The organism is Facklamia sp. P13069 (assembly GCF_050409405.1).
Taxonomy (GTDB): domain Bacteria; phylum Bacillota; class Bacilli; order Lactobacillales; family Aerococcaceae; genus Facklamia.
Genome location: NZ_JBNUPN010000003.1, coordinates 75,013 through 97,297, shown reverse-complemented (window position 1 = coordinate 97,297; position 22,285 = coordinate 75,013). Strand labels below are relative to the sequence as shown.

The 22,285-nt window shown below is 35.3% G+C and carries 22 protein-coding genes and 2 pseudogenes; 1 reads left to right on the top strand and 23 read right to left on the bottom strand.

What is annotated here, in order from left to right:
• The 7 genes and pseudogenes from ACQV2T_RS01720 to ACQV2T_RS01690 all read right to left on the bottom strand — a co-directional run.
• Positions 1-79, bottom strand: a pseudogene (locus tag ACQV2T_RS01720) (helix-turn-helix domain-containing protein); the annotation flags it as partial.
• Positions 80-375: 296 nt separating this feature from the next.
• On the bottom strand, positions 376-1,095 hold the full coding sequence (locus ACQV2T_RS01715; RefSeq protein ID WP_428893160.1) for a hypothetical protein: 720 nt from the start codon (positions 1,093-1,095) through the stop codon (positions 376-378).
• Positions 1,096-1,119: 24 nt separating this feature from the next.
• Positions 1,120-1,851 carry a DUF5058 family protein gene (locus ACQV2T_RS01710; RefSeq protein WP_428893159.1) on the bottom strand — a complete coding sequence of 244 codons (732 nt, stop codon included), beginning with the start codon at positions 1,849-1,851 and terminating at the stop codon, positions 1,120-1,122.
• 120 nt (positions 1,852-1,971) lie between these two features.
• The gene (locus ACQV2T_RS01705; protein ID WP_428893158.1) at positions 1,972-3,564 is read right to left on the bottom strand and encodes an MFS transporter; all 1,593 of its coding nucleotides are present in this window, start codon (positions 3,562-3,564) and stop codon (positions 1,972-1,974) included.
• A 24-nt stretch (positions 3,565-3,588) separates the two neighbouring features.
• On the bottom strand, positions 3,589-4,620 hold the full coding sequence (locus tag ACQV2T_RS01700; protein ID WP_428893157.1) for a linear amide C-N hydrolase: 1,032 nt from the start codon (positions 4,618-4,620) through the stop codon (positions 3,589-3,591).
• Positions 4,621-4,750: 130 nt separating this feature from the next.
• Complete coding sequence (locus tag ACQV2T_RS01695; RefSeq protein WP_428893156.1) at positions 4,751-5,356, bottom strand: TetR/AcrR family transcriptional regulator; 606 nt, start codon at positions 5,354-5,356, stop codon at positions 4,751-4,753.
• Positions 5,357-6,807: 1,451 nt separating this feature from the next.
• Positions 6,808-7,425, bottom strand: coding sequence for a plasmid pRiA4b ORF-3 family protein (locus ACQV2T_RS01690; protein WP_428873544.1), 618 nt, complete (start codon positions 7,423-7,425; stop codon positions 6,808-6,810).
• A 279-nt stretch (positions 7,426-7,704) separates the two neighbouring features.
• Here ACQV2T_RS01690 and ACQV2T_RS01685 point away from each other — a divergent pair.
• A pseudogene (locus ACQV2T_RS01685) lies at positions 7,705-7,916 on the top strand (transposase); the annotation flags it as partial.
• A gap of 203 nt (positions 7,917-8,119) precedes the next feature.
• Here the strand turns inward: ACQV2T_RS01685 and ACQV2T_RS01680 are convergent.
• From ACQV2T_RS01680 to ACQV2T_RS01605, 16 genes are all read right to left on the bottom strand, one after another.
• Positions 8,120-8,830 carry a reverse transcriptase domain-containing protein gene (locus tag ACQV2T_RS01680; protein ID WP_428893155.1) on the bottom strand — a complete coding sequence of 237 codons (711 nt, stop codon included), beginning with the start codon at positions 8,828-8,830 and terminating at the stop codon, positions 8,120-8,122.
• A gap of 255 nt (positions 8,831-9,085) precedes the next feature.
• Positions 9,086-9,976 (bottom strand): hypothetical protein, encoded by an 891-nt coding sequence (locus tag ACQV2T_RS01675; protein WP_428875047.1) that lies wholly within the window; start codon positions 9,974-9,976, stop codon positions 9,086-9,088.
• Between the two features lie 189 nt (positions 9,977-10,165).
• Positions 10,166-10,315, bottom strand: coding sequence for a hypothetical protein (locus tag ACQV2T_RS01670; protein WP_428893154.1), 150 nt, complete (start codon positions 10,313-10,315; stop codon positions 10,166-10,168).
• 76 nt (positions 10,316-10,391) lie between these two features.
• Positions 10,392-10,667, bottom strand: a complete 276-nt coding sequence (locus tag ACQV2T_RS01665) for a hypothetical protein (protein ID WP_428875045.1) — start codon at positions 10,665-10,667, stop codon at positions 10,392-10,394.
• A 2-nt stretch (positions 10,668-10,669) separates the two neighbouring features.
• Positions 10,670-10,954, bottom strand: coding sequence for a hypothetical protein (locus ACQV2T_RS01660; protein ID WP_428875044.1), 285 nt, complete (start codon positions 10,952-10,954; stop codon positions 10,670-10,672).
• A 12-nt stretch (positions 10,955-10,966) separates the two neighbouring features.
• Complete coding sequence (locus ACQV2T_RS01655; protein ID WP_428873539.1) at positions 10,967-11,239, bottom strand: hypothetical protein; 273 nt, start codon at positions 11,237-11,239, stop codon at positions 10,967-10,969.
• 29 nt (positions 11,240-11,268) lie between these two features.
• Positions 11,269-12,024, bottom strand: a complete 756-nt coding sequence (locus tag ACQV2T_RS01650; protein ID WP_428893153.1) for a ParA family protein — start codon at positions 12,022-12,024, stop codon at positions 11,269-11,271.
• A gap of 45 nt (positions 12,025-12,069) precedes the next feature.
• Positions 12,070-13,020 carry a tyrosine-type recombinase/integrase gene (locus tag ACQV2T_RS01645; RefSeq protein ID WP_428893152.1) on the bottom strand — a complete coding sequence of 317 codons (951 nt, stop codon included), beginning with the start codon at positions 13,018-13,020 and terminating at the stop codon, positions 12,070-12,072.
• 112 nt (positions 13,021-13,132) lie between these two features.
• Complete coding sequence (locus tag ACQV2T_RS01640) at positions 13,133-13,366, bottom strand: hypothetical protein (RefSeq protein ID WP_428893151.1); 234 nt, start codon at positions 13,364-13,366, stop codon at positions 13,133-13,135.
• Between the two features lie 93 nt (positions 13,367-13,459).
• Positions 13,460-13,738: a hypothetical protein gene (locus ACQV2T_RS01635; protein ID WP_428875038.1), complete on the bottom strand. Its 279-nt coding sequence runs from the start codon at positions 13,736-13,738 to the stop codon at positions 13,460-13,462.
• A gap of 595 nt (positions 13,739-14,333) precedes the next feature.
• The gene (locus ACQV2T_RS01630) at positions 14,334-14,513 is read right to left on the bottom strand and encodes a hypothetical protein (RefSeq protein ID WP_428893150.1); all 180 of its coding nucleotides are present in this window, start codon (positions 14,511-14,513) and stop codon (positions 14,334-14,336) included.
• A gap of 1,064 nt (positions 14,514-15,577) precedes the next feature.
• Positions 15,578-17,131 (bottom strand): DnaB-like helicase C-terminal domain-containing protein, encoded by a 1,554-nt coding sequence (locus ACQV2T_RS01625; protein WP_428893149.1) that lies wholly within the window; start codon positions 17,129-17,131, stop codon positions 15,578-15,580.
• Between the two features lie 170 nt (positions 17,132-17,301).
• Positions 17,302-17,559, bottom strand: a complete 258-nt coding sequence (locus ACQV2T_RS01620; protein WP_428873530.1) for a hypothetical protein — start codon at positions 17,557-17,559, stop codon at positions 17,302-17,304.
• Positions 17,560-18,276: 717 nt separating this feature from the next.
• Positions 18,277-18,843 (bottom strand): hypothetical protein, encoded by a 567-nt coding sequence (locus ACQV2T_RS01615; protein WP_428875036.1) that lies wholly within the window; start codon positions 18,841-18,843, stop codon positions 18,277-18,279.
• 909 nt (positions 18,844-19,752) lie between these two features.
• Positions 19,753-21,426, bottom strand: coding sequence for a 23S rRNA (uracil(1939)-C(5))-methyltransferase RlmD (gene rlmD / locus ACQV2T_RS01610; RefSeq protein WP_428893148.1), 1,674 nt, complete (start codon positions 21,424-21,426; stop codon positions 19,753-19,755).
• Between the two features lie 608 nt (positions 21,427-22,034).
• A complete protein-coding gene (locus ACQV2T_RS01605) occupies positions 22,035-22,217 on the bottom strand; it encodes a hypothetical protein (protein ID WP_428873527.1) in 183 nt (60 codons plus the stop codon).
• Positions 22,218-22,285 lie beyond the last annotated feature (68 nt).

Sequence of the window (22,285 nt, the reverse complement as noted above, 5' to 3'; positions counted from 1 at the left end):
GAGTAACTGTCCCGCGTTTCACTTTTGTATGAATGGTCTGAGGTGAACGTCCGAGTAACCGAGTGATTGCTCGGTTTGAGCCATGTGGAGTCTGCTATTCTATGTCTGTGTTGTTACTACATAGATTAGCAGACTCACTGGCTCTTTTTCTAATTTATATGGCTAAGTTCATTTTACAATTCACCTTATATTTCAAATTTATATTTTGACATGAAAAACCCCTAAATCTATATTCAAATTTAGGGGTACACCTTATTCCTCGCCTATTTTATACCTTTTGCAACAGCCCTTAACAATCTACCAACTTACTATTAATATATGAATTTAGATACAGCTTACTAAATATTACATTCTCATTTTTCAAACTCTTGGATACTACTTTTCCTCAAATAGTCCTCTTTTATAAAGAAAATAGTTAACCGGTAAAATAAATAAAAGCATCAGTGGTAAAATAATACTCTGTTGTCTTAAAACAACACTTGAACTCAGCAATACACTTAAAATAAGCATGAAAGTAGCTGGAGCTATGGCTAATTTTGGTGTCCTCATTATCATAGGTACAGAAAATGCTCCTATCATTGCAAAGACCATATTATCATATCCCGGTTGCAATATCGGATTACTTAAGAATGATGAAAAGAAGCCTAGAAAAATCATAGCTAATGTCATTAGTACCAATCCTGTTAAAGACATTACACCTGTTACAATACTTGATATTATCTCATGTTCTTTACTATTTGGCTCTGCATTTAATTTATCCAAATTAGCCACAATCGGACCAAAACATACATTAATTCTTCCCGTAATGAATCCTATATAAGTTCCTGACGCACCAAGAATAGGAGCATATGAGAAAGGTTCGACTCCTCCAAGGACAATAAAAGCTGTTAAACTGGCCAAAGCTAAAGCTAAATCATCAAAATTAATGGATATTCCTGTAATCCATGCTGAGAATAAAGGAACTGATATTAAACCAGCCAGACTGATCAAAGTGGATATTCTTCCCACCTTGTGAATCCATCTCATATAATCAGAATTTGCAAAATATCCCTCATTCGTATCTGCCTTTTTGGCTTGACTTTTTTCTTCTGTCATAAACTCACTCCTAATATAATGTATTTAGACTAGAATAGTATTTCCTAAAACTATTGCAAACACAACTCCAGCTAATATACTTATTGGGTATGAAAAATCTTTCAGCACTCTTACTTTCTCATTCCTACCAATTAATTCTAAAATATAAACTAAAATAGCCGAAAAAATAGTAGTAGCCATTGCCAATCTATTTTCGAAATATAATACTCTAGGAACTAATAAAACAGTCATCATTGTCATCATTAATGATATTCCAATATATTGTTTAAAGCTTTTTTTCTTCTGTGCCGCAATTTGTAATTTACTATAATACGGCTTAAAAAATAATATATTGACAATTGGTCCCGAAGATATGCCTATAGACATTGCCAACATTATAGTTATCAGGTTTTTCAAGGATATATCCGAACTGTTTATACCTGAAATATTAAGGGCTTTAGAGGCAATATCAGCTGCTAAATATTCATAGCTCGCACTGCCTATGACTGATAATCTTAGCCAAGAGAAAAACCTTCCCAAAATAGGAGTCAACATAATTAAAAATATTATTGATGATAGTGTTGGTAGTATTGCCGAAAGAATAGAATTAATTACCATTTGTTTTAAATCATTCTTGCTTATCCCTACATTTTTAGCTTCTTTCCATGCTCTCCTTATAAAAACACATATATGACCCACAACAAGTAACATAGAGAATAAACATAGAAAAAAAAGCACTCTTCCATTAGAAAAATTTAAAAAAATATTGTTTCTCATATTTTAAACCTTCCTTTCAGACAATATCACTCTCTGAAACATTATAAAAGAACTCCTGCTACATATGGATAAATTGCTAGAGCGACCCAAAATAATTGAACCAGAGAGATGCACATCAATCTACTCTTTAATACCTCTTGTTCCTAATAAGAAAATTAATGAAATTATTCCAATCGCACCTAATGCTACTTTCGTAGACTTCACTCGTACAATATCATTAATTTCTTCCATCTTAACTTTATCTTCTCCCATTATATTATTAGCTTCTAAGAACTCATTATATTGCTGATCATTAACATACTGATGTTGCTCTTGTTCTGCAATTACTTGAACCGTCTCCGCAGATAGTTCTGATACTTTTTTATCAACAATGTTGTTGGTCATCATAGTTACTGAGAATAATAAAATAGTCCCTATTAATGCAGCACCAAAGGCCTGACCCACATTTCTAGAAGTTGCCTGTATCCCTCCTGATTGCTTTGCATCCCTTTCATTTACAGCATTCGCAACAACAACATTACATCTTGAACTTACTAACCCTTCGCCAGCTCCCATTATTAAAATTCCAATAGAAAACAATGAAATGTTTGTAGAACCGTCTCCTATCGCCAATAACAGCGGAACAATTGACAATGCCACTACTAAATAACCCAATCTTAATATGGTTTTAGATTTAATGTTCTGTGCGAATTTAGGAATAAAAAATGAAAATAAAAATAACGTAACACCAAAAGCCATTGTTAATAAACTAGTTTTGGTTGCATCAAATCCTTCCATAATCTGAACATAAGGTATAACTACGACATTGTAGGCACCCATAATTAAGAAAATAAATGCCGAACCATATAATCCATTTCTCACTTGTCTATTCTTAATAAACGACTGTGGTAATAATGCAAAACCATTTTTCTCTTCAATTTTTTTCTCCACAAATACTAATGCAATAAGAATTACAATTCCTAAAACCACTAAAGGCAATGCAGGAGATATTCCAAATATAGTGAAAGGTGGATCTGCTGGTGTAATTAAGCCCCATTTTGAAATTTTTGATAGACCAATTAAAAAAGTAAATAAACCTACTGCTGCCATTACTATCCCTTGAACATCAAGCTTTAGTTTAGTTTGTACCCGATCTGTATTCGGAATAAAATATGATCCCAAAAGAATAATAAAGAAATAAGCAGCCATTATGCCAAAAGTAAGCTTATAACCTACCTGATCCATAATAATACCTAACAACAAAGGAGCAATTGTAGCAATCCCAGAAGCAGCTCCAATAGAACCAAATGCTATAGCTCTATGCTTAGAAGATTTATAAATTTCAGGAATTAAACCTAAAACAGCTGGAATCATCAAACTGCCACCAAAACCAACCAACACTCTTCCTACCCAAATGAAAATGGTAATATTATTCGTTAATGCCAATGTTAATTCACCTATTGTCGCTAAAATAGCACCAACTCTAAATACATTCTTAAAACCAAAGGAGATACCTAACATTCCACTAGTAATCATAAATGAACCTGCTATCATAGGATACATCATATTTGCTAATTGTATTTCATTCATAGTGACACTAAATGTCTCAATAATTGATTTTGTTGCAATACTTAGAACCGCATTGTCTCCAGTTGTACCGATTTGTGTAATCATCAAAATAATCAATGGAAGCCAGTTAAATTTACTTTGTTGAGTTTCACTTTTTTTGTTCATAGCTATCTGCCTTTCATCAATCCATTAAAAAATGGTTTCTTTTGATTCTTTTTTTAAATCTAAATATTGTTGTTTTTCAACAAGTGGATAATGAACTACTTCATCTTTATCCAAATCAAAGTCTGCTAACTTCAACGTTTGAATCGTTCTATTGTCGTAAGTGTGTACAAATAGCTCTGCTTTTTCAATATCGTAGGCACTCGTATATTGAGTGTATTGCAGATCTGTTTCACCAGATACATACATTATCCCTTTTGGTGCATCAAAACTATTTAAAATATGAAAAATAAGTTCAACAGCCTTATCATTATTGACTTCAGATGAAAGGGCTTTCAAATAAAAAGCTCTGATGAATCTAGACTGAGGTGTGAAATCTCCTGGAAGTCCACGTAAACCAGATCCTAATCCTGGAGAAAAAACTTCAAATCCATTGTAGTCAAATCCCTCATCTTTAACCTGCTTGATGCCAGCATAATTTTGAAGATTTGTAAGATGCCAATCAAAAGTAGGAGCATTCGTAAAAATTCCTACCGGATTATCAATAATAACAAATTCTCCCTTTTTAGAAGGTTCTACAACTATAGAATCCCCTGTATTATCTTGAAAAACAAAATGTTGCGGAATACCTGCTATTCTATCAGCAAATGCAATAGCAACATCTTTGTTCGCATTTTTTCTAACCTCATCTACGGATGAATACATGCTCAATGCATAAGTTACAAATTCAGCTCCCGCTAAAGCCAAACGGCCCGTTTCTTCAACTTCATTTGCCTCACTATAATGGAAATAATTGGCAAAGTAGAATGTTCCTCCACAAAGTCCTTTTTCATTAACACCGTCTGCAATTATATAAGGAATTTGCTTCACTCCGACACCTAAAACTGCATACTTTGTTACAAATGAAGATAGCGCATCCTTAACTTCGTAGTTTCTAGGAACGACACAACCTGAATAATCTAGATCCATATTAAATTCTTGCGTTCTTCCCCAATACACATTGTTTTCTTTTGATGTAATCTTAACACCTGTACACATATTTTTTCCCCTTTCTAACACTCAATAATTATTATTTACTTTAGGAAAGCAATTCACTTTTCTATTATAGTATTCAATCTAATTCGGATAAGCGTTTATTTAAACAAATTACAGTTTATAGTGATTTAATAAGTATGAATTGACCCAATCTTTACACACTATAATTAGCAATAATGATATCCACCATTCGAATACAAGCAGCAATAAAATCAAAATTACCTCCATTTATTGCCCAGTTAAAACCTATGCCTTTCAAAACATGAAAAATATCTTGCGCAATTTCTCCTTGATTTCCATATAATAATTCATGCTCAATCGCATTATCGATACATTGAATAATAGCCTTATTGAACTTTCTACTATCATCATTCAAATATTCATAATTCGTTAAGAGTTCATTTACTAAAAATTTATTCGTAAAAATAGGTCCCATTTCAACAAAGCCTGAAATATTAGTCGCAATAATTCTTTTTATAGAATCTATTGGATTACTGGAATCAACATCATAGCTCCTCTTATCATGATTCATATAATAAACAAAAGTCTCATTATATAAGGCTTCCTTACTCAAAAAATAATGATAAAACAAACCAACACTAACACCAGCATCATTGCAAATATCTCTAATTTTTACCTTATGATAAGGTCTTTTAGAAAATAACTCAAAAGCACTATTAAACAGTTTTTGCTTTGATAACTCTGCCTGAATATCCCGATTCGACTTCGACTCTTCTAAATTTACTTCATCATATTTCATCAGACACTCTCCCTATAATTTTAAAACTACAATCCATTATCTTTTTTACTAAACCCCACCCATTAAATACAGTTCAATGAACTGTGTTCAGTTTATCTTACAATCTTTTTTTTGTCAAGTTAATAATTCGTGTTTCTTTGAAAATTAAATTTATAATCAATGTGTTAAATTGTTTCGTTAATATATTCATATTTTATTAGATATAACCATAATAAATAGGGCAAGTTTTATCCGTTCAATATTTAACAATATTAGGTGGAGAAAACATATCAAAATACTATGAGTAAAATTTAAAGAAGCAATTGATTAACTTATATAACCAAAATAATAATACTTATAGAAAACTATGTGAAGATCATAGATTATCTCCATCAACTATAAGACAATGGTGGTAAGGTATTATAAAGATCAATCCTTCAATACTAAGGAACAAATGACAGAGTTTGCAAAAAAATTCGTTGAGCTAAGGAAAAGAAATCAGCAACTTGAAATAAAAATAATATTTTAAAGCTAGCCACACTAAAATAGGAAAAATAGACTTGATTTTAACCAATAAAATGAAATATAGAATTTATACTATGGGAAAATGTTTAAGGGGATTAAGAAAACTATTTTACTATCATTAAAAGGAACGAATAATAAGAAAAGAAACAACCGAGGACAATTAATCCGCGGTTGTTTTTTATTTAATATTTCTTCTGTATTTTCTAAAATATTCTATAGCCACACCCAAGCCATACCCATATTTATAGCTAAAACATCTCTTCATATACTTACAATGTATAGGCTTTTAAAGCCGGAATATTCATAACAAAAACTAATGAATTTTATAACTTCATGAGGTCATCTTTACTTTTTAATATTCAACAATAAAGTCTTAAGCGCTTAATAAACTATAAGAGTGGAAGTTTAAATTTTGCATTGATTCTAGAAACTTCTAACTGGCTATTTTATATCAGAATAGTACATTAGTTACATGAAATTTTACATCAATCAAAAACATTTTATCATCAATTTTTTTAGGTGATCTCTTTCTAAAATCCACCCAAATTTGTCAAAAATTTAACCTAACTTATATAAAAATTAACCCCCTATAAAAAGATTCTTAAACGTTTTGAACGTCAAGGAAACTATTCTTATAATATTCTCTATTTTGCTTTTTCCAACTAAACCACACACTCCACATGTAATTTTTAGGTAATTGGTCATTAAAAACACAGCCTTATAAAGACTATTATATCAACATTATTTAAGGTATTATATCATTTTAAAGCACTCTCTAAATAATAGTTAGGCTGTTTTCCTTTCTAATGTTTTTGTTATTAAGATTTTCATAGTCATTACATTCACTCATAACGATTTCAAAAAGGGTAACTATATATTTCTTTGACCCTATCGAAAAGAAAACGATAATCATCCCTTTCACTTCATAAAACTTTATCTATAACTTACTAAACTAAGTCTAAAAAATCATAGACATGATCTGGCAATAAGATTGCACCCTCTCTTTTATTATATAGATCTTGCAATTCTTGATTTACATTCTCTTTGTTAAAGTCTTGTCCAATACTTGGATTCCATTCGCATAACCTTTTAAATTCTTTGCTATCGGGTGTTTTTGATAACTCACGAAGATTCTCTAGTCCTCCAACACCACCACAATCTTCGGGAATATTCTCACCTTTAGAAGCAACCACCTGAGGAAAAATGCCCCCATTAGCTACATCTTCTTTCATCAAAGTAATCTTAAATTCCCAATTATCTCCAAAATCATAGGTATAATTGATTGAACTATATTCGTATAAATATGGGAGAACAAGTGTTTTTTCAGCGTCTTTTTTTATAAGGTTAGCTATTGCATCACTAAAATCATAATCACGGCTAATCTCTAAATCAATCTCTAATTGAGTACCATATTTTTGGAAACTAAATAAATGTCTATCTTCTAAACCAAAAGCACATTGAATAAAGCAATGTAACTCAAAAAAGGTCGTCCTATCTGGCACAATCATATTTCTCCAAATAGCAGGATTCTTAATCCCTACCAACTGTACTTTTAACTGAATCATCATCATCTCTCCCTTTCTTTTACTAAGTCTTTTTAAACTGTAGTTAAAATCCTGCAATTACATAGTTACTTATTTCATAGTGCATTATTATAAGATTAACTACCTTTACTAAAGAAAACGTTCTAGTGAGTCTGCTAATCTATGAAGTATCGACACAAATTTAAAAAGAAAGACTCATTTTTATGGATGTAACAAAGCGGTTCTTATAATCCAGATGTTTAATCTGCTTTCAAACCAATTATACTACAAATTCAGTCCTTTGAATATGCTCGACCTATTAAAACGGCTTTAAACACCTTTATCCGCTATAAAACTATGTCGCTAATGCTATTGAACTACCTTACTCCAACGCCAAACTGGAAGCAACTAACAAACTCATCAAAGATATTAAGCGAAATGCCTTTGGCTATAAAAACGACTCCCATTTCAAAAATAGAATTCTTTTAATATCAAGATTATATGTGTCAGGAAGAAATCGAGTAGGAGGCTAGCCATTAGTTGACTAGCCGACCTCTCACACCCCCGTACCTACGGTTCCGTATACGGTGGTTCCTTAGTTTACACACACTTTAGTATAATAGCCGAGCATTGACAGGTAGCCTGGCTTGGCTATTTCTTCTTTGGTTAGCACTGAGTTTAGCATTAGTGCAGCTCGCCACGTGGCTTTTCTGCAATTCGCCATTTCATGCACTTTTCAAAGCGGTATCCCAAATTTCTTTATCCTCTTGTATCTTGTTCTGACTTTCTTCCACTGTTTCCAGTATATTTGCCTTACTCTTCTCCTAAGCCATTCATCCATACATTCCAGCATGGATTTCATATCCGCCATTGAGAAATAATTTATCCATCCTGCGATAAACTTGTTCAGTTTGGATTTCCTTACTGCATTTGACCCTCCATTACTTCTAGATGTTAGCCTTTTCAGTTCACTTTTCATCTTATCTATTGACTTCTGATAAACCCTAACCCTATATTCCCCTTTTGTAATATAGAAGCTATAGCCTAGATACTTAACTTTCGTTATATGTTCTACCTTGCTTTTATTTCGATTCACTTTTAACTTCAGCTTTCCCTCTATAAATGGCAAGTTATTTCTTAAGGTTCTTTCTGCACTTCGTTTACTCTTGCAAAATATCATCCAATCCTCTACGTATCTTACAAATCTATGTCCTCTGTGTTCCAGTTCCTTGTCCAGTTCATTAAGCATACTATTACTTAGTAGTGGACTTAGATTTCCACCTTGTGGCATTCCAACCTTCGTTTCTTCATATTTTCCCTCGTTTATTACGCCTGCGTTCAAGTATTTATGGATTAGCGCTATTACTCTACCATCTTTTATAGTTCTTAATAGTATTTCTATTAGCTTGCTTTGGCACACCATATCAAAGAACTTTTCCAAGTCCATATCTACCACCTACTTATAGCCTTCATCCACATTCTTCTTACACGCTTTCAGGGCGTCGTGGGTACTCCTTCTTGGTCGAAAACCATAACTATTTTCGGAGAATTGTTTTTCATAGATTGGGCTTAATACTTGGGGTGATCCCTTGTTGTATCAGTCTATCTATTACCGTCGGTATTCCTAACTTTCGGTATTCCCCTTTTGTTTCTTTGGGAATTTCTACCCTTAATACGGGTCGTGGCTTGTATTTGCCCGTTCTTAACTTCTCGAGCAGGCTGTCTTTGTTATCTTTGAGATACGGCATAAGTATAAATCTAGCTCTAATTCTAATTGCTCAAACGAATTGTTATGCTCTAGTTGTCCTGTGCTAGAGATAGCATAAGGGTTAGTGTGCTTATTATTTGTCATTTTTAAAGCCCTCCTTTTATTGCTAGGGCTTTTTTTTGCCTCTTGGTAGTCCTCAATCGTCATGTCTTGCGTCTGTTTATTAAAGTTATCTTTAATGCTTTCTTTTATCTTATCAAAGGTTTGATTAAAGCCCTCTAAGTTGTCTATGTCTAGTAATTTCTTTTTACTTGTTCGATAGATGCTGTTAAATTTCTTTCGGTCTGTGCGTTTAATTTTATCTAGGTTAGTAAATTTAGAGATAGCGATATATATTTCTTTTTCGTTTTCTTTCGCTTCGCTCCAATCTTTTTTAGGGTTCCTCGTTGTTATATATCTAGCTAAAACCTCTGACTGCATAGCTAAGTAAGTATAAGGTCTGCTGTCTAAAGGTGTTTCTTTGGATTTGTTGAGTATAGCTTTGCTATCTATGGCCTTACCTATCATCTCTAGTAAGTCTTGCCATGCATACAAAGTAACTAGCGACTTTATAATAAACTCATAAGATTGACCGATTGCTTCTAAATCTTCTTGCCCTGTATTTTTTAATAAATAAAAATCGTCAAACGGTTTTTCACTTGCTTTTTGCCGTTCTTCGTTTAATAGGATATTGACGAAATTATAAGCCATACGCCATGAATTAGCGTCTAAGTTTTCCCTTAATAGTTTTATAGAGTCTTGCAAATTATCTAGGCTCCCTGCGTGTTTTGAAGTCTGACGTATAATTTCATAGTCTTTGTGCAACACCTCGCTATATGCATTCATTAAAATTTCATATGTGTTTTTATGTTCTAAAAAAATGCTAGGTGTATAATTTACCGTTGTTAAACACTTTTCTATCTCATCTATGTCTAAGCCTGTTAACTCGTCTTTAAATATTAGCAAAGTATTGTATAATCTAATTTTTTCTATAAATTTTAAAATATCAATAAAGGAAAAATAAGGATAAACTAGCTATTCTGCTTCTCTTACTAAAGAACTTTCTATCATGTGCTGCTTAGAGATAGTGATTAAAGTATTTACTCTAGTATCTGCGGGTATATCTGCATCAAAAGCTATTTCTCCTACTTCCTTAAATTTTATAATATCATCTTCAGTTATCATAGGTTAGCCTCATTTCTAAATGGTGGTATAGGTTGTTTCTCAACTTCCGCTAATACTAATTTTCAGAAGTTACTTTTTATAAATAGAATTCTTTTAATTTTTTATATTCTATAATATCTATATAAAAAATTATTTCGTCTATATTTTCATTTGAGGAACTGCAATACAGCATTTTAAATTTTGTCCCATGTTTTCCAAACATATTTAATAACATTAATGATAATATATTAAAATTATCTTTAATCGTTATCATTTTAATGTCATTTCTTTCTTCAAAAGAAATAGAGTGTTGATTAATTTGCATAGATTTTAGAGTATCTCTAAAGCCTTTTATAAAGGTATCTTTTTCCATTTTTATGTTCCTTTCTTAAAAAATTTGTCATATTTTATAATGTCCTCTTGGTGTTTCAGCGTAAATTCTCTGCCTAAATCGTTCATAATATCGTTTATGCTCGTTTGTTGAATATAGGCTATCTTGCGTAAGTCCTCAAAGATAGATGGGTAAAGCAATAAGTTAGTGCGCTTGCTTTTTGTTTCTTCGGTGCTCTTAGGCCTACCTATCTTGCTTGCTGGGGCTTGCTTGTTCCGATTGCCTCTTATAAGTGCCTCTGCTGGGTTGTTTGCTGTAAAATCTTTCATTCTATCCGCTCCTTATATAAATATTTCGATTTCTCTAGTTGTCTGCCCGTTCTCATTCTCACTTATTTCTCTTTTTATAAAGCCGTTAGCCTCTAAGGCGTTTAGTGCTCGGTTGAGGGTACTATAATCAAAATTAAAGGCTTTTATAAACTCATTGTTAGTGATTCTTACCTTTTCGTTGCCCTCTGCCTTTATTTTGATATATAGCATAACTAGCTTTTGTGTGCTGTTAAGTTCTTTCGTGTTAAAAATACTGTATAGCTCGCTTGTTGGTGTCATTTGCATATATATAAGACCCCTTTTTATTGGTGTGCCTATTTTATGCCTAATTCGTCAATAAAGGCTAAATAGTCCGCTGTAACGTTTGCTTTCGGTGCATAGGACAATAAGTCATCTCTCATGGCCTGCGCTTCTTTAACGGCTATTGCTTCTCTTATCTTCGCATCAAAAACTTTCGTATTAATCATGCGTGCTGTATTTTCTAGCATCTCTGTTAATTGCTGGGTTAGTATAGTTCGCTTATCGTATCTAGTTATCAAAATGCCTGCTACTTCTAGCGCATCATTGGTGTATTTGCGTACCGTTTCGATCGTCTGACTAAGCTGGGCTAGCCCTTGTATGCTGTAAATATCTGCTTGTGTCGGTATGATAACCTTGTTTGCGCTCGTTAATGCGTTAATTGATAGTGTGGATAGGCTAGGGGGTGTATCTATAATAATATAGTCATACCTTGCGCCTAATGTGTCTAGTGCTTCTTTTAGTCGGTATTCTTTGTCTAATTCATTTTGTAGCTCATGTTCTATCAAAGTAAGGTTAGGTGTTGACGCTAAAACGTCCCCCTGCTCTGTGGTTGTGATTGTATCAAGCGCCCGTTTTCGCTTGGTTAATACTTCGTATATACCTGCATCAGGCGTATCAATCCCCATTCCATAGGTTAGATTGCCTTGTGGATCTAAATCTATAAATAAAACGCTATGGCCTTTGTGTCTGATTGCATTCCCTAGTATCTGGGCTGTAGTGCTTTTAGCCACTCCGCCTTTTTGATTGATTACTGCATATATCTCTGCCATAAAATACCCCTTTATCTAAATAGTGTTATTTCTCGTATTTTCTAGTTATTTAAAGATTGCTTTACCAATTCTCGCCTCGCTGTTATTCTTTTCTCGCTCTAAATGGTGTAGGTATATCATTGTTGTCCCTATGTTTTGATGCCTTAATAATTGCTGTGTTTCTTCCAATGTCCCGCCATTCAATAGGTTAAGCGTACCAGCGGTGTGTCTTAGGCTGTGCGCGGTCAATCTATCGTTATTAAAGCCCGCATCAACTAAGGCTGTTTTAACTATTCCGCTTATGCTTCGGGTTGTCATGCGTTCGCCTGCATTGTTGTTGCTGGTTGATGCAAACAAGGGCGCTTTAAAGTCCGTTTGACCTCTGGCGCTTAAATAAGCCCTTATAGCTTCTTCTACCTCTGCAATAACCTTTATATACTCTGTTCTATCGTCCCTGCCCTTACCTTGTATATATAAGGCTGTACTGTCTCCGACTGCTCGCATATCTTCAATATTAGCCCTACTGACCTCTATTGTCCTTAGTCCGCCTGTTAGCATCAAAGCTACAATAGCATAATCTCTAAGCCCTTTTAAATCGTCTGTATTGATGCGGTTTAACACGCTACCTGCTTGCTTGCTGGTTAGGTAGTCCTTTTTGTGGCTCTTAGATATTTTAGCCCCTTTAACACCTTTAGCTATGTTAGGGTATAAGCCTTTTGCTTCGGTAAAATTAAAAAGTTGGCGTATGGCTATGATGTAGTTTTGTATGGTTGATGCCTTTTTGCCGTCTTCTAGCAAGGTTTGCCTATACCTTAAAATATCTTCTCGTTTCGGCTGTGTTACGCCGTTATCATACATAAATTTAATGAATTGCTTGATTGCTCGTGTGTACGTTTTGATGGTGTTTTCTGATGCGTCTATATAATTAATAAACATATTGTAAAACTCGCCAAAATCGACATTATTTGCCGTTGTGATAGGGTTGTTGTTTGTGTGTATAGTTTGTATATCATGCATATTATTACCCCCTGTTTAGTATAGGTTAATTTGCTCTAACTTCCGATAACTTTTTTATTTTTTTATAAAAACGGGGCATAATACCCCGCCTAATCAATGTTATATGCTTCTTTTATTTTATTTTATTTTTTAACGTTTGATGCGTGGCTGTATTGTTTAAAATAACACCTATAAGGTCAATTGCATCAACTAAAGCCTGTTCTATTGGTTTATCTTTGTTAATGCTCTTTATAAGTTTAGAGGTTAGCAAATTACTGCGGTTATACCTCTTTAACTGGCGTTTGTATGCTTCCCTTATAAATAGCGCCTGCTTCTTGGCGTCTGTTGTCATTTTAGGCTCTTTCAAAAGGCTCTCGAAAGGGTCTGGAGGGGCTGGTGTGGTATCCCCCAAAATTTTATTAGCTTGTCATAATCAATTTTATCTGTCATTTTATGCCCTCTAATATAATTTAAGCTGTTTTCTTATTTCTTCGGTATCTGCATGTATATCATAAGCAGCCATGAAATAATCTCTAAAATCGTCTAAGTCTTTAGCGTTTTGAGCTTCTTCCATTAATATAATTTGTTCAGCTTCATAACAGGCTATTAAAAAGTGCAGCTCTTCGATTGAGTAGTTTTTTTCTTTTAACTGCTTTATTCGTCGGCTTCGATATTTGTTTACTCTTTCTAAAAAAGTCCCTTTATTATTTTTAATTAATTTAAACATTTCAAATTTCATTTTTAATTCTCCTTTTTATCTATCCGTTTTGAGTAATATACTTTTACCTTATAATTAGTTATACTGCTGTATGGTTCTTTAAAACTTTCTAGTATCTCAAGGATAGGTCATCTTTAATAATATTTATCAAACAGTCATTTAATCTCTGGGCTATTCGCTTAGTGGTTTTTCTTTATTTATATCTGTGTCACTCTGTGTCTGTCCTTTTTTAAAGCATTAAGATAATTCTGGTTGTTCTTCTTTTATCTGGTCTGATAAATCAAACAAAATACACGCCACCTCGTCTAAGTCTTTTAAGATGCGCTGGTTGTAGTGAAACTGCGTATCTTAAAATCTTTTCATAATGTATACTACATACTGGTAGTCCTTCTCTTTAATCATTGATAAAGCATCTATTTGCTGTTGATATAGTTCGATAACTCTCATATGGTCGCATACGTTTTGTGCCCATTGCGAAGCTTGTTCGTGTGTTAGTTTTTATTCTTTTTCCATTGGTTTGTTTCTCCCCTTATATGTGTTATAATTGGGGTATCTAAATAGTGGTATTTAACGTACCCCTTAGCCTGTGAGTAGTGCCTCTACTTGCGGGCTTTTTTTATTGCGCTTTTAGCACTTCGATTGCTTCTAATACCCTTGCTTTGCGTTCTGGTTTTAATGGTGTTCTTAGCCACAAAACAAGCGTACCTGCTGTTATCCCAATTTGCTGTGCTACCTGCCAATGGTTTAAGCCAGCGTCTTTTATCTTTTTCCTAATCGTTTTATTGGCTTTATCCATAAGTTGCTCCTTTCTTTGTAAGTTTAGTACACAAGTTATTATTCAATTACTATGTGTATAATAATAACACTGATGCTTATTTAAATCTATATAAATAGGCGAGTTTTATCTAATTATTATGTGTATAGTAAAATGTTGCATGTTAACAGCCTTATAATTACCTAACGCTGGTATATATGTAGGGTACGGGTGCTAATTACGCTTTAATACTGTTTCGTAACCTTTGTAAAATCTTGGAATGTATATTTGCATACCCCTATATTTAAGGCTTTATTTTTTTATGCTTAAAATTTTTAAACGGCTTTATATCAACGATAGTTTGGCGTGAGAAAATATGTACAGTACGGCGTGAAGTTCGGCCGACAGACGGGAGGGTGAGGTATGCCCCGTCTTTTATATAACCGTACCTCGATGGCGGCTCTTTTATCGATCGCATCTCCTATGCTTGTTGAGATATGTTGAAACTCTTATTGTTGGAATATGTCGGACAAAACACTAAATTTCGCAACGTTTCGAACTTTTAAAAGATGCGCTTATACTCTGCCCGCCTGCCCTGTGATGCGCCTTTGTTTTTATGGAGTTATCAGGTTTTAAATATTTGCCCCCCTCTCACGCGCGCGCGTATATTTTTTCGGAGTCTTCCCCCCCTCCCCGTTGTCTGGTTCCCCGTGGTAGGGGCATTTGATTTCATGGGGGGTATTGTCCACTTTATTAGCTTGGGTAGTACCGCATCATTAATTAATCATTATCGTTTTATAACTAAAATGTGCGACGTCGGTTTTTTAAAAATATATGGACATCATTTATTGGCTTATATTTGCGTTCTGTGACGTTTTAATATTTTATGTATAGTTTTTACATGTTCTTAGTTAAAGCTTCTGTAACGTTAATTATTTAACCGCACGAGTGCATCAAGGTACTTACTATTATCTATAAATATTATTGCCTTTACTTTGAGTCAATTTACCCTCATGCCTCGCTTGTTATTTATTAGTCCTATATCTCGCTTTATAGCCGTTTTAATTGCTTGGTTATATTAAAACACTAGGGCATAATAAAAAGCCCTAAAATAGGGCTTCAGACTGAAGACAAACCCTTTGTGAGTTAATCTCAAATAAAGGGGTTGTCTTCAGTCTGAACACTGTTTTATCAGTGTTTATTTTATCTGTTGCTCGTTCGTCATAAGGCGCTAATATCTGTAAGAAGTCAATAATCACTAATGGCGGTTCTTTTTCCCACTTAATATGCTGTGCTACTGCTTGCCTTATTTGTTTTGCTCCTATATCCCCTTGCCCCTCGTGTATAAAGATATGCTTAGCAAAGTTCTCGTATTCTTTAATACCCTCTGCAATGATTTCCTTTTCTTCGCTTGTGTAGTTCTTCCAAAATCTACCTACCGTTATACCCCTAGCGCTCTTAGCATTTTTAATTGATGCGCCTTTAGCTATCACTTGCTTATAAGTTAAGCGTGATATTGTCTTGGCCATGATTTCGTGCCTGCTCATCTCTAAACTAAAAATAAGTACGTCTTTGCCTTGTTTAGCTACTGCATCTGCAATCTGTAAAGATAGGGTAGTTTTTCCTAACGAACTGATAGCACCGATAACATAAAGCCCCTCATAAAAGCCACCATCTAAATATTTGTCTAAGTGTTTAAAGCCTGTTGATATGCCTTTCTTGTTATCCTTGATAATTCCATCAATAAAACTAGGTAAATGATGCGCTGGTGACGTTCTGGCGTATAACTCGGTTATTTTTAAGTCTCTATCCGCCTCTGTTAGTGCATCTAATATTTTTGTAGGTACATTGTTAATATCGTACTTTTCAAGGTCTATTTCGCCTGCATCGATCGCCTTTATAATGGCCTCGTTCTGGTTTCGTGGCGCTTGTTGGGCTGGTGATGTTCTATCCATAAAATCAAGTTGCCCCTTATCATTGTTATGTATTTTATACTCTGCCTGTACTTTCGCATCATTCCTGCAAAGTTCTATCATAGCTTTTTGACTTGGTAAATCTTTGATAGCTGTATCTGTTATGCCTGCATCTAACTCTCCAAACTTATGTATCCTTACTAAATCAAAGGCGTTATTATTTCCATGTGCGGGGTCTGTGTCATGTTCAGAGTATAAATAACTAGCTTCGCCAAAATCATGATATACTCTTGCGCCGTCTGTACTGCTTCCGCCCGTCCACGAATAGCGCTCTGTCCTTGTGTTGTAAGTATATGCTTCGGGTATAAACTTGCTTATAGCATCATGGATATTATAGGTGCGGTTAAATGCGCCAATATAGCCGTATTTCTTGTGAGGGTCGGTTATATCTCCACTGGGTCTAGTTCCTGTTACGTCTACCTTTGCTTGTTCTTTAGGGTGTAGGTTCCATTCCTGCGCATAATCGGTAGTAGAGTATTGGCTTAATACTGCTTGTGTATCTATTGGCTTACCGTCTGCCCATTCGCATATATACTCGCCATTTTTAGGGGTTGTAGGGTAAAACATGGCTCTGGCTGGCTCAAACGTTGAACTGTCTAAGGCTTCCATATCCTGCGGGTTAATACCTGCTATATATCTTGCTATCGCCTCATATTCTTTAGGGCTTACCTCTTTGTCTAAAGGCATTAATAGTCTAAATGCTGGGGTGTCTGCTAAATGCGAGTGAGTAGTATATAAAATAAAAGCATAATCAGAAGCATTTAAACGGTCTGTTATATCGTTAAAATGTTCTGGTGTTCCGTTGTCAAAGTCAAAGGCTAATAACGTTCTTAGTAGTATATTTTTATTATCTCTGTTTAACCCTGCTCTTGGTTCATTGACTGATAGCCACCCCCTACAAAAGCGCCTCTTTTATTCTTATGACTTAGTTTGTATTCTCTTTGCTCTGCGTATTTTTTGCTATTTTTGTCATATTTCGCGTGATAGCTTTCTACGGTGTCTGTGGTAGCATATTTATCTTTAAAATCTTTTATAAAGTCGTTCCAATCGACTAATTTATTTTCATAACTATTAGCTATTCTTACGCTTGGGGTTGTTGCTATTTTAATTTGCATTGTTTTGCCTCTTTTGTAAATAGTTTTTTTAATACCTCTGTTTACTCTGGGTACTTTTTTGTAGGTCATTTTTGTCACTATCCATTTTTTAGGGGTGCCATTTCTGCCTATTTTATCTTTTTAGGGTGTGCGTTTTGTGGTCTTTTCCCTTTTTAGGGACTCCAATTCTTCATTTTTGTTTATGTGTGTTAGCTATCACTCCTTTTGCGCTGGCACTGGTTTTATACTTACCTTTTCATATCTCCCCTTTTACACTTTGTTTACACTCTTTACTCTTGCGCCTTTAGATTACCTTTGTTTTCGCATCAATTTGCTACACTTATTTTAAATTCGTGAACGCTGGGGCGGTGTATAGGTTATCTAGATTAATTGATGCGACTACCTTTTTGCCCCCGCTGTCGCTGGGGTTTTTTTTCTTGCCTTTATATTAAGGCCTGCTCGCCTGCCCTAGCAAGGGCGGGCTAGGCCGTCTAAGTATACTTACATGTACTTACGTATACTTATGGTCGGTTTTTTTAAACACTGTAAATCGTTGGTGCTCTAAGGATAAGGCGTGTTTTTTAACTCGTTTAACTTGTGCTAAATGCCGTAGGTACTTGTGCTAAATGACGGGGGTGTTAAATTGCATACGCTTATTTTATTACAATGTATACAAAACCACTAAATTACTGTATGTATAATAAACAGGCCAAAAATTACCCGCTAAAATCAAGCGGGCTAATTTAAGGCTTTGTTAAAAGGTGTATATTGAATTATAAACCCTTCAATGGCTCTGCTACCGTCTAATTTGTAAATATCGTAGCCTTTAATAAATTTCATTTTTTTCCATTCGGTCAATATGTTTTCGGCATTATCTTTAAGAGTCCGTCTTTGGTTATAGGTAGGGTTTGTTTTGCCAACTTCTTTGCAAAGTGTATCTAGTTTTATCTTATTGCCTTTAACTTTGTTGCGGTTGTTGCGCATAGCTAATATGCGGGTAGCTAAGGCGTTCCTTAGTAAAGCATCATCAAAGCCTTTGCCATTCTCTAATAACTCGCTAGGTATAAGACTGATTAAGCCGTTATTAGGGTTTAAATGTCTAGCATACATTAATAGAGGGGGCTCGCTTTGTATTTGATAGGTATCTGTTGCTTTACCGCCGTTAAATCTAGCGTATACCCGCTTTAAAACGATCAAATTTTCATCAATAATAAAACTTTGTAAATCGCGAGGTATAGGCCGTTTGAATATTCCTGCCCATTCCGCTGTTGCGTCTATAACTATTTTCGGAAAATTGTTTTTCATAGATTGGGCTTAATACTTGGGGGATCCCTTGTTGTATCAGTCTATCTATTACCGTCGGTATTCCTAACTTTCGGTATTCCCCTTTTGTTTCTTTGGGAATTTCTACCCTTAATACGGGTCGTGGCTTGTATTTGCCCGTTCTTAACTTCTCGAGCAGGCTGTCTTTGTTATCTTTGAGATACGGCATAAGTTCATATACACTCATCTCATCGATTCCGCTAGCTCCCTTATTGGATACTACTCGCTGATTGGCTTTATTCAGATTTTGTCTATACAGTATCTTCTCAAGTAGCCCAGCATCACTAAAGTTTGTGTCGATATGCTTTGTTTCAGTAATCCTCTGATAGGCGAATGCTCTTGGCTCCTCTTTCTGTTCCGCAGATCCCCTCCCCAAGTAGCCCTCTGTTTCTTTCTAAGGTTTTCTATTCTTGTATCTATCATCAGTTACATTCATTTTCTTCATATCTCCTAAAGTTCACTCCTTCCCCATTCGGCTTAAGCCGTCGGCTACTATGACTTCTGCTGACTTCTTACAGTTCGTTGTTACTATAGATTTCTTACTCTGTTTCCACCTACCTGTAAGACCTCCCCAGGTAAGAGCACACTCTTTCACTCCATATATCTGCCACATTTACTGTATTTATTCCCGAGTAGTTATTGGACTTTAACTTGTCTAGCAGCCTTATCCATAAGTACAGCCTGATGTGATTTCTGTTCGTCAGACCGGAGTTTTGCCTACACCTTCCTTCAGATTCCACCTCATGATGGACACCCTTGGTGTTCGGCTATGTCTTTCCCACTACTAGGGCAGACTAGGGACTTTCACCCATTAGATTGTGCCCATGCTGGGCACACAAGAAAAAGCCCCCTTGACTGCTAGCTCAATGGGGCTTTACGAGATACTCCAATTTAAATCATCTTAAAATGTTTTAAAGCCTCCTTAATTGCCTCTTCTTTTTCAGGTGGACAATTAGGTGCTATAGGATTTTCCTTCTTTGAAACATTATAATTTTTACCAACTTCAAGTCCACATTTCTTCTTTACTTGCGATATATAACGATTAGATACTTTCATGCCGTGTTTCTTCATAACATATTCTTTAATTTCTTCATAAGTAGCCTTACTTTCAGATGCTGTTACATCTAACTCGTCCATATCTAATTTCACTTTAATACATTGGTCGATATCTAGTTTGGACAATAACGCTACCGTCTCCACATGTGTTGTATGCGGAAATTGATCCACCGGCTGGACAGAGATTAATTCATAGCCAAAGTCACGTAACCAAACCAAATCCTCTGCCAAACTTTTAGGGAAACAAGAAACATAAACAATCTTATCCGTACCAAATCTCCCAATGGCACGCATGACTTTTCCACCGGCCCCCGAACGGGGAGGGTCTAATAATAATAAGTCAGGTCGTCCCCACTCGGTTTCCAAGCGCTTCAAGCCATTTCTCGCATCACTGGTCATAAAGAAGGTATTGTCTAGGCCATTATCGGTCGCATTGCGGATGGCTGATTGAATCGACTGATCAACAATCTCAATACCGGCTAAGTCTTTAGCCTTTTCAGCTAGGGGCAAACTAAAAGTTCCCACCCCGCAGAAAAGATCTAAGACGCGCATTTGATCATTGACCTGGGCGAATTCCAAGGCTAGTTGTACCAATTTCTCCGCTTGGACAGGATTGGCTTGGAAAAAGGTCTCCGGCCAGATCCGATAGCGAAAGCCATTTAATTCGTCATTAATATAATCGCGCCCATGAAGAATAAACGTTTCGTCGGCTTGAATCCGTTCCGTCGCTTCCTTGTGTAGAATCCATTGTAAACTAACTAATTGATCGAAGCGTTTGCTTAGCCGCTGACTCAAATCATCCACTGCCTCTTGCATTTGACTAGGTGCTTCAGTGGCATAAATCACTACCATCAACTCCCCGGTGACAAAGGATTGACGCAATAAGAGATTTCTCAAAAGACCTTTTTGAGTCTGTTTGTCATAATAGGATAATTGATAATCTTTTTGCCAGTCGGCGACTACTTCTTTTACCCGGACAAATAGTTTAGGAGCAAGCACCGAATCTTTCATATCGATGATTTTGGTGAAGTTACCTTGTTCATGCATACCGATAGCCCCTTCAGCTCCGAAGCTTAACTCCATTTTATTACGATAACGGGTGGGATCATCCATCCCAATAATGGGTCGAACACAAGCCGGATCGAATCCTTGGCTTGCTAAATGGTCCTTTACTTCTTGGGTTTTATAAGCTAACTGAGCTGGATAGGTCATGGAAATTAATGGCGTTCCCCCGGCATTGGCGTCTTTGAGCGGAATATCAAGATTACGATCAGGACTGGCTGCTAATAATGCATCAAACGGTACGACTGCTTGCTTTCTGCCCTTGGCATTAGGTACCGTCACCCGAACTCTATCCCCTGGAACGGCATTGGGTATAAATAATTTCAAGCCCTTTCCATTCGACCCACGGTCTGGCGCATGGACATAACGGGCATAGCCATTTCCTTTATGGTCTAACTCAGTAATTTCAACTTCCAATACTTCAGTCGGAAATATTTCTTTTTTCATTCACTCACTCTTTCTACTCATCATTTCCTTTAACAGCTTTCTGCTTTTTCTTCAACCATTGCGAATAAGAACCAGTGTATAACTTTCCTTCAATGCCTATTTCATCTAAGGCTAATAAATTGCTACAAGCGGTTACGCCCAATCCTCAAGACACCATGAGCTCTTTGTCTTTAAGGTCTTTGAAATGAGCTTATAAACTTTTCTGGGACCTCATATACCCCTTATCATCGTACACCAATTCGTAATAATATGACTTGGCATGCGGAATGTGACTCGCCTCATCATATAGTGGCTCCTCAAGTCCTAAATAGTAGTCATCGCCACTGGCTTGATCATTTCCCAGTGTTACATTTATAAAAAAGCTTTTGGATACTGGCTAAGTTCATCGATTTCAATAAAGTGCTTCATTAAATACCTCTTTTCTTACTACTTTAAGCTAAGTTTTTAAGATTGTTCCTATATTATATCATGAATGAATAGACATTCCTTGGCTACTTCTAAGTCTTGTAGTAGACAATTAAAATAAGACTCCTATCGATAGAAGTCTTATTTTCTATTTAAATGAAATGCTTTAATAATTAAATTTAAAAACCTAACCTTTCCTCTTCCTAAAATCCGTCTTCCTCATAGCCGTTGCTATTGGGATCCATCGCATTGATACTCGCTTGTATAAGAGATTCGCTGCATTTTTTGCAGTAATATTCTTCAAACTCAGGTTCTGAACCTTCCCAGTCAATTTTAGACTTGGAAAACTCTTTCCCGCAATAAGAGCACTGATATTTCTTAGCCATAGCTTTTGCTCCTTATAATCAAAAAATTTATTTTGATTATAAAATATGCCTACTTTCTTGTCTATCAA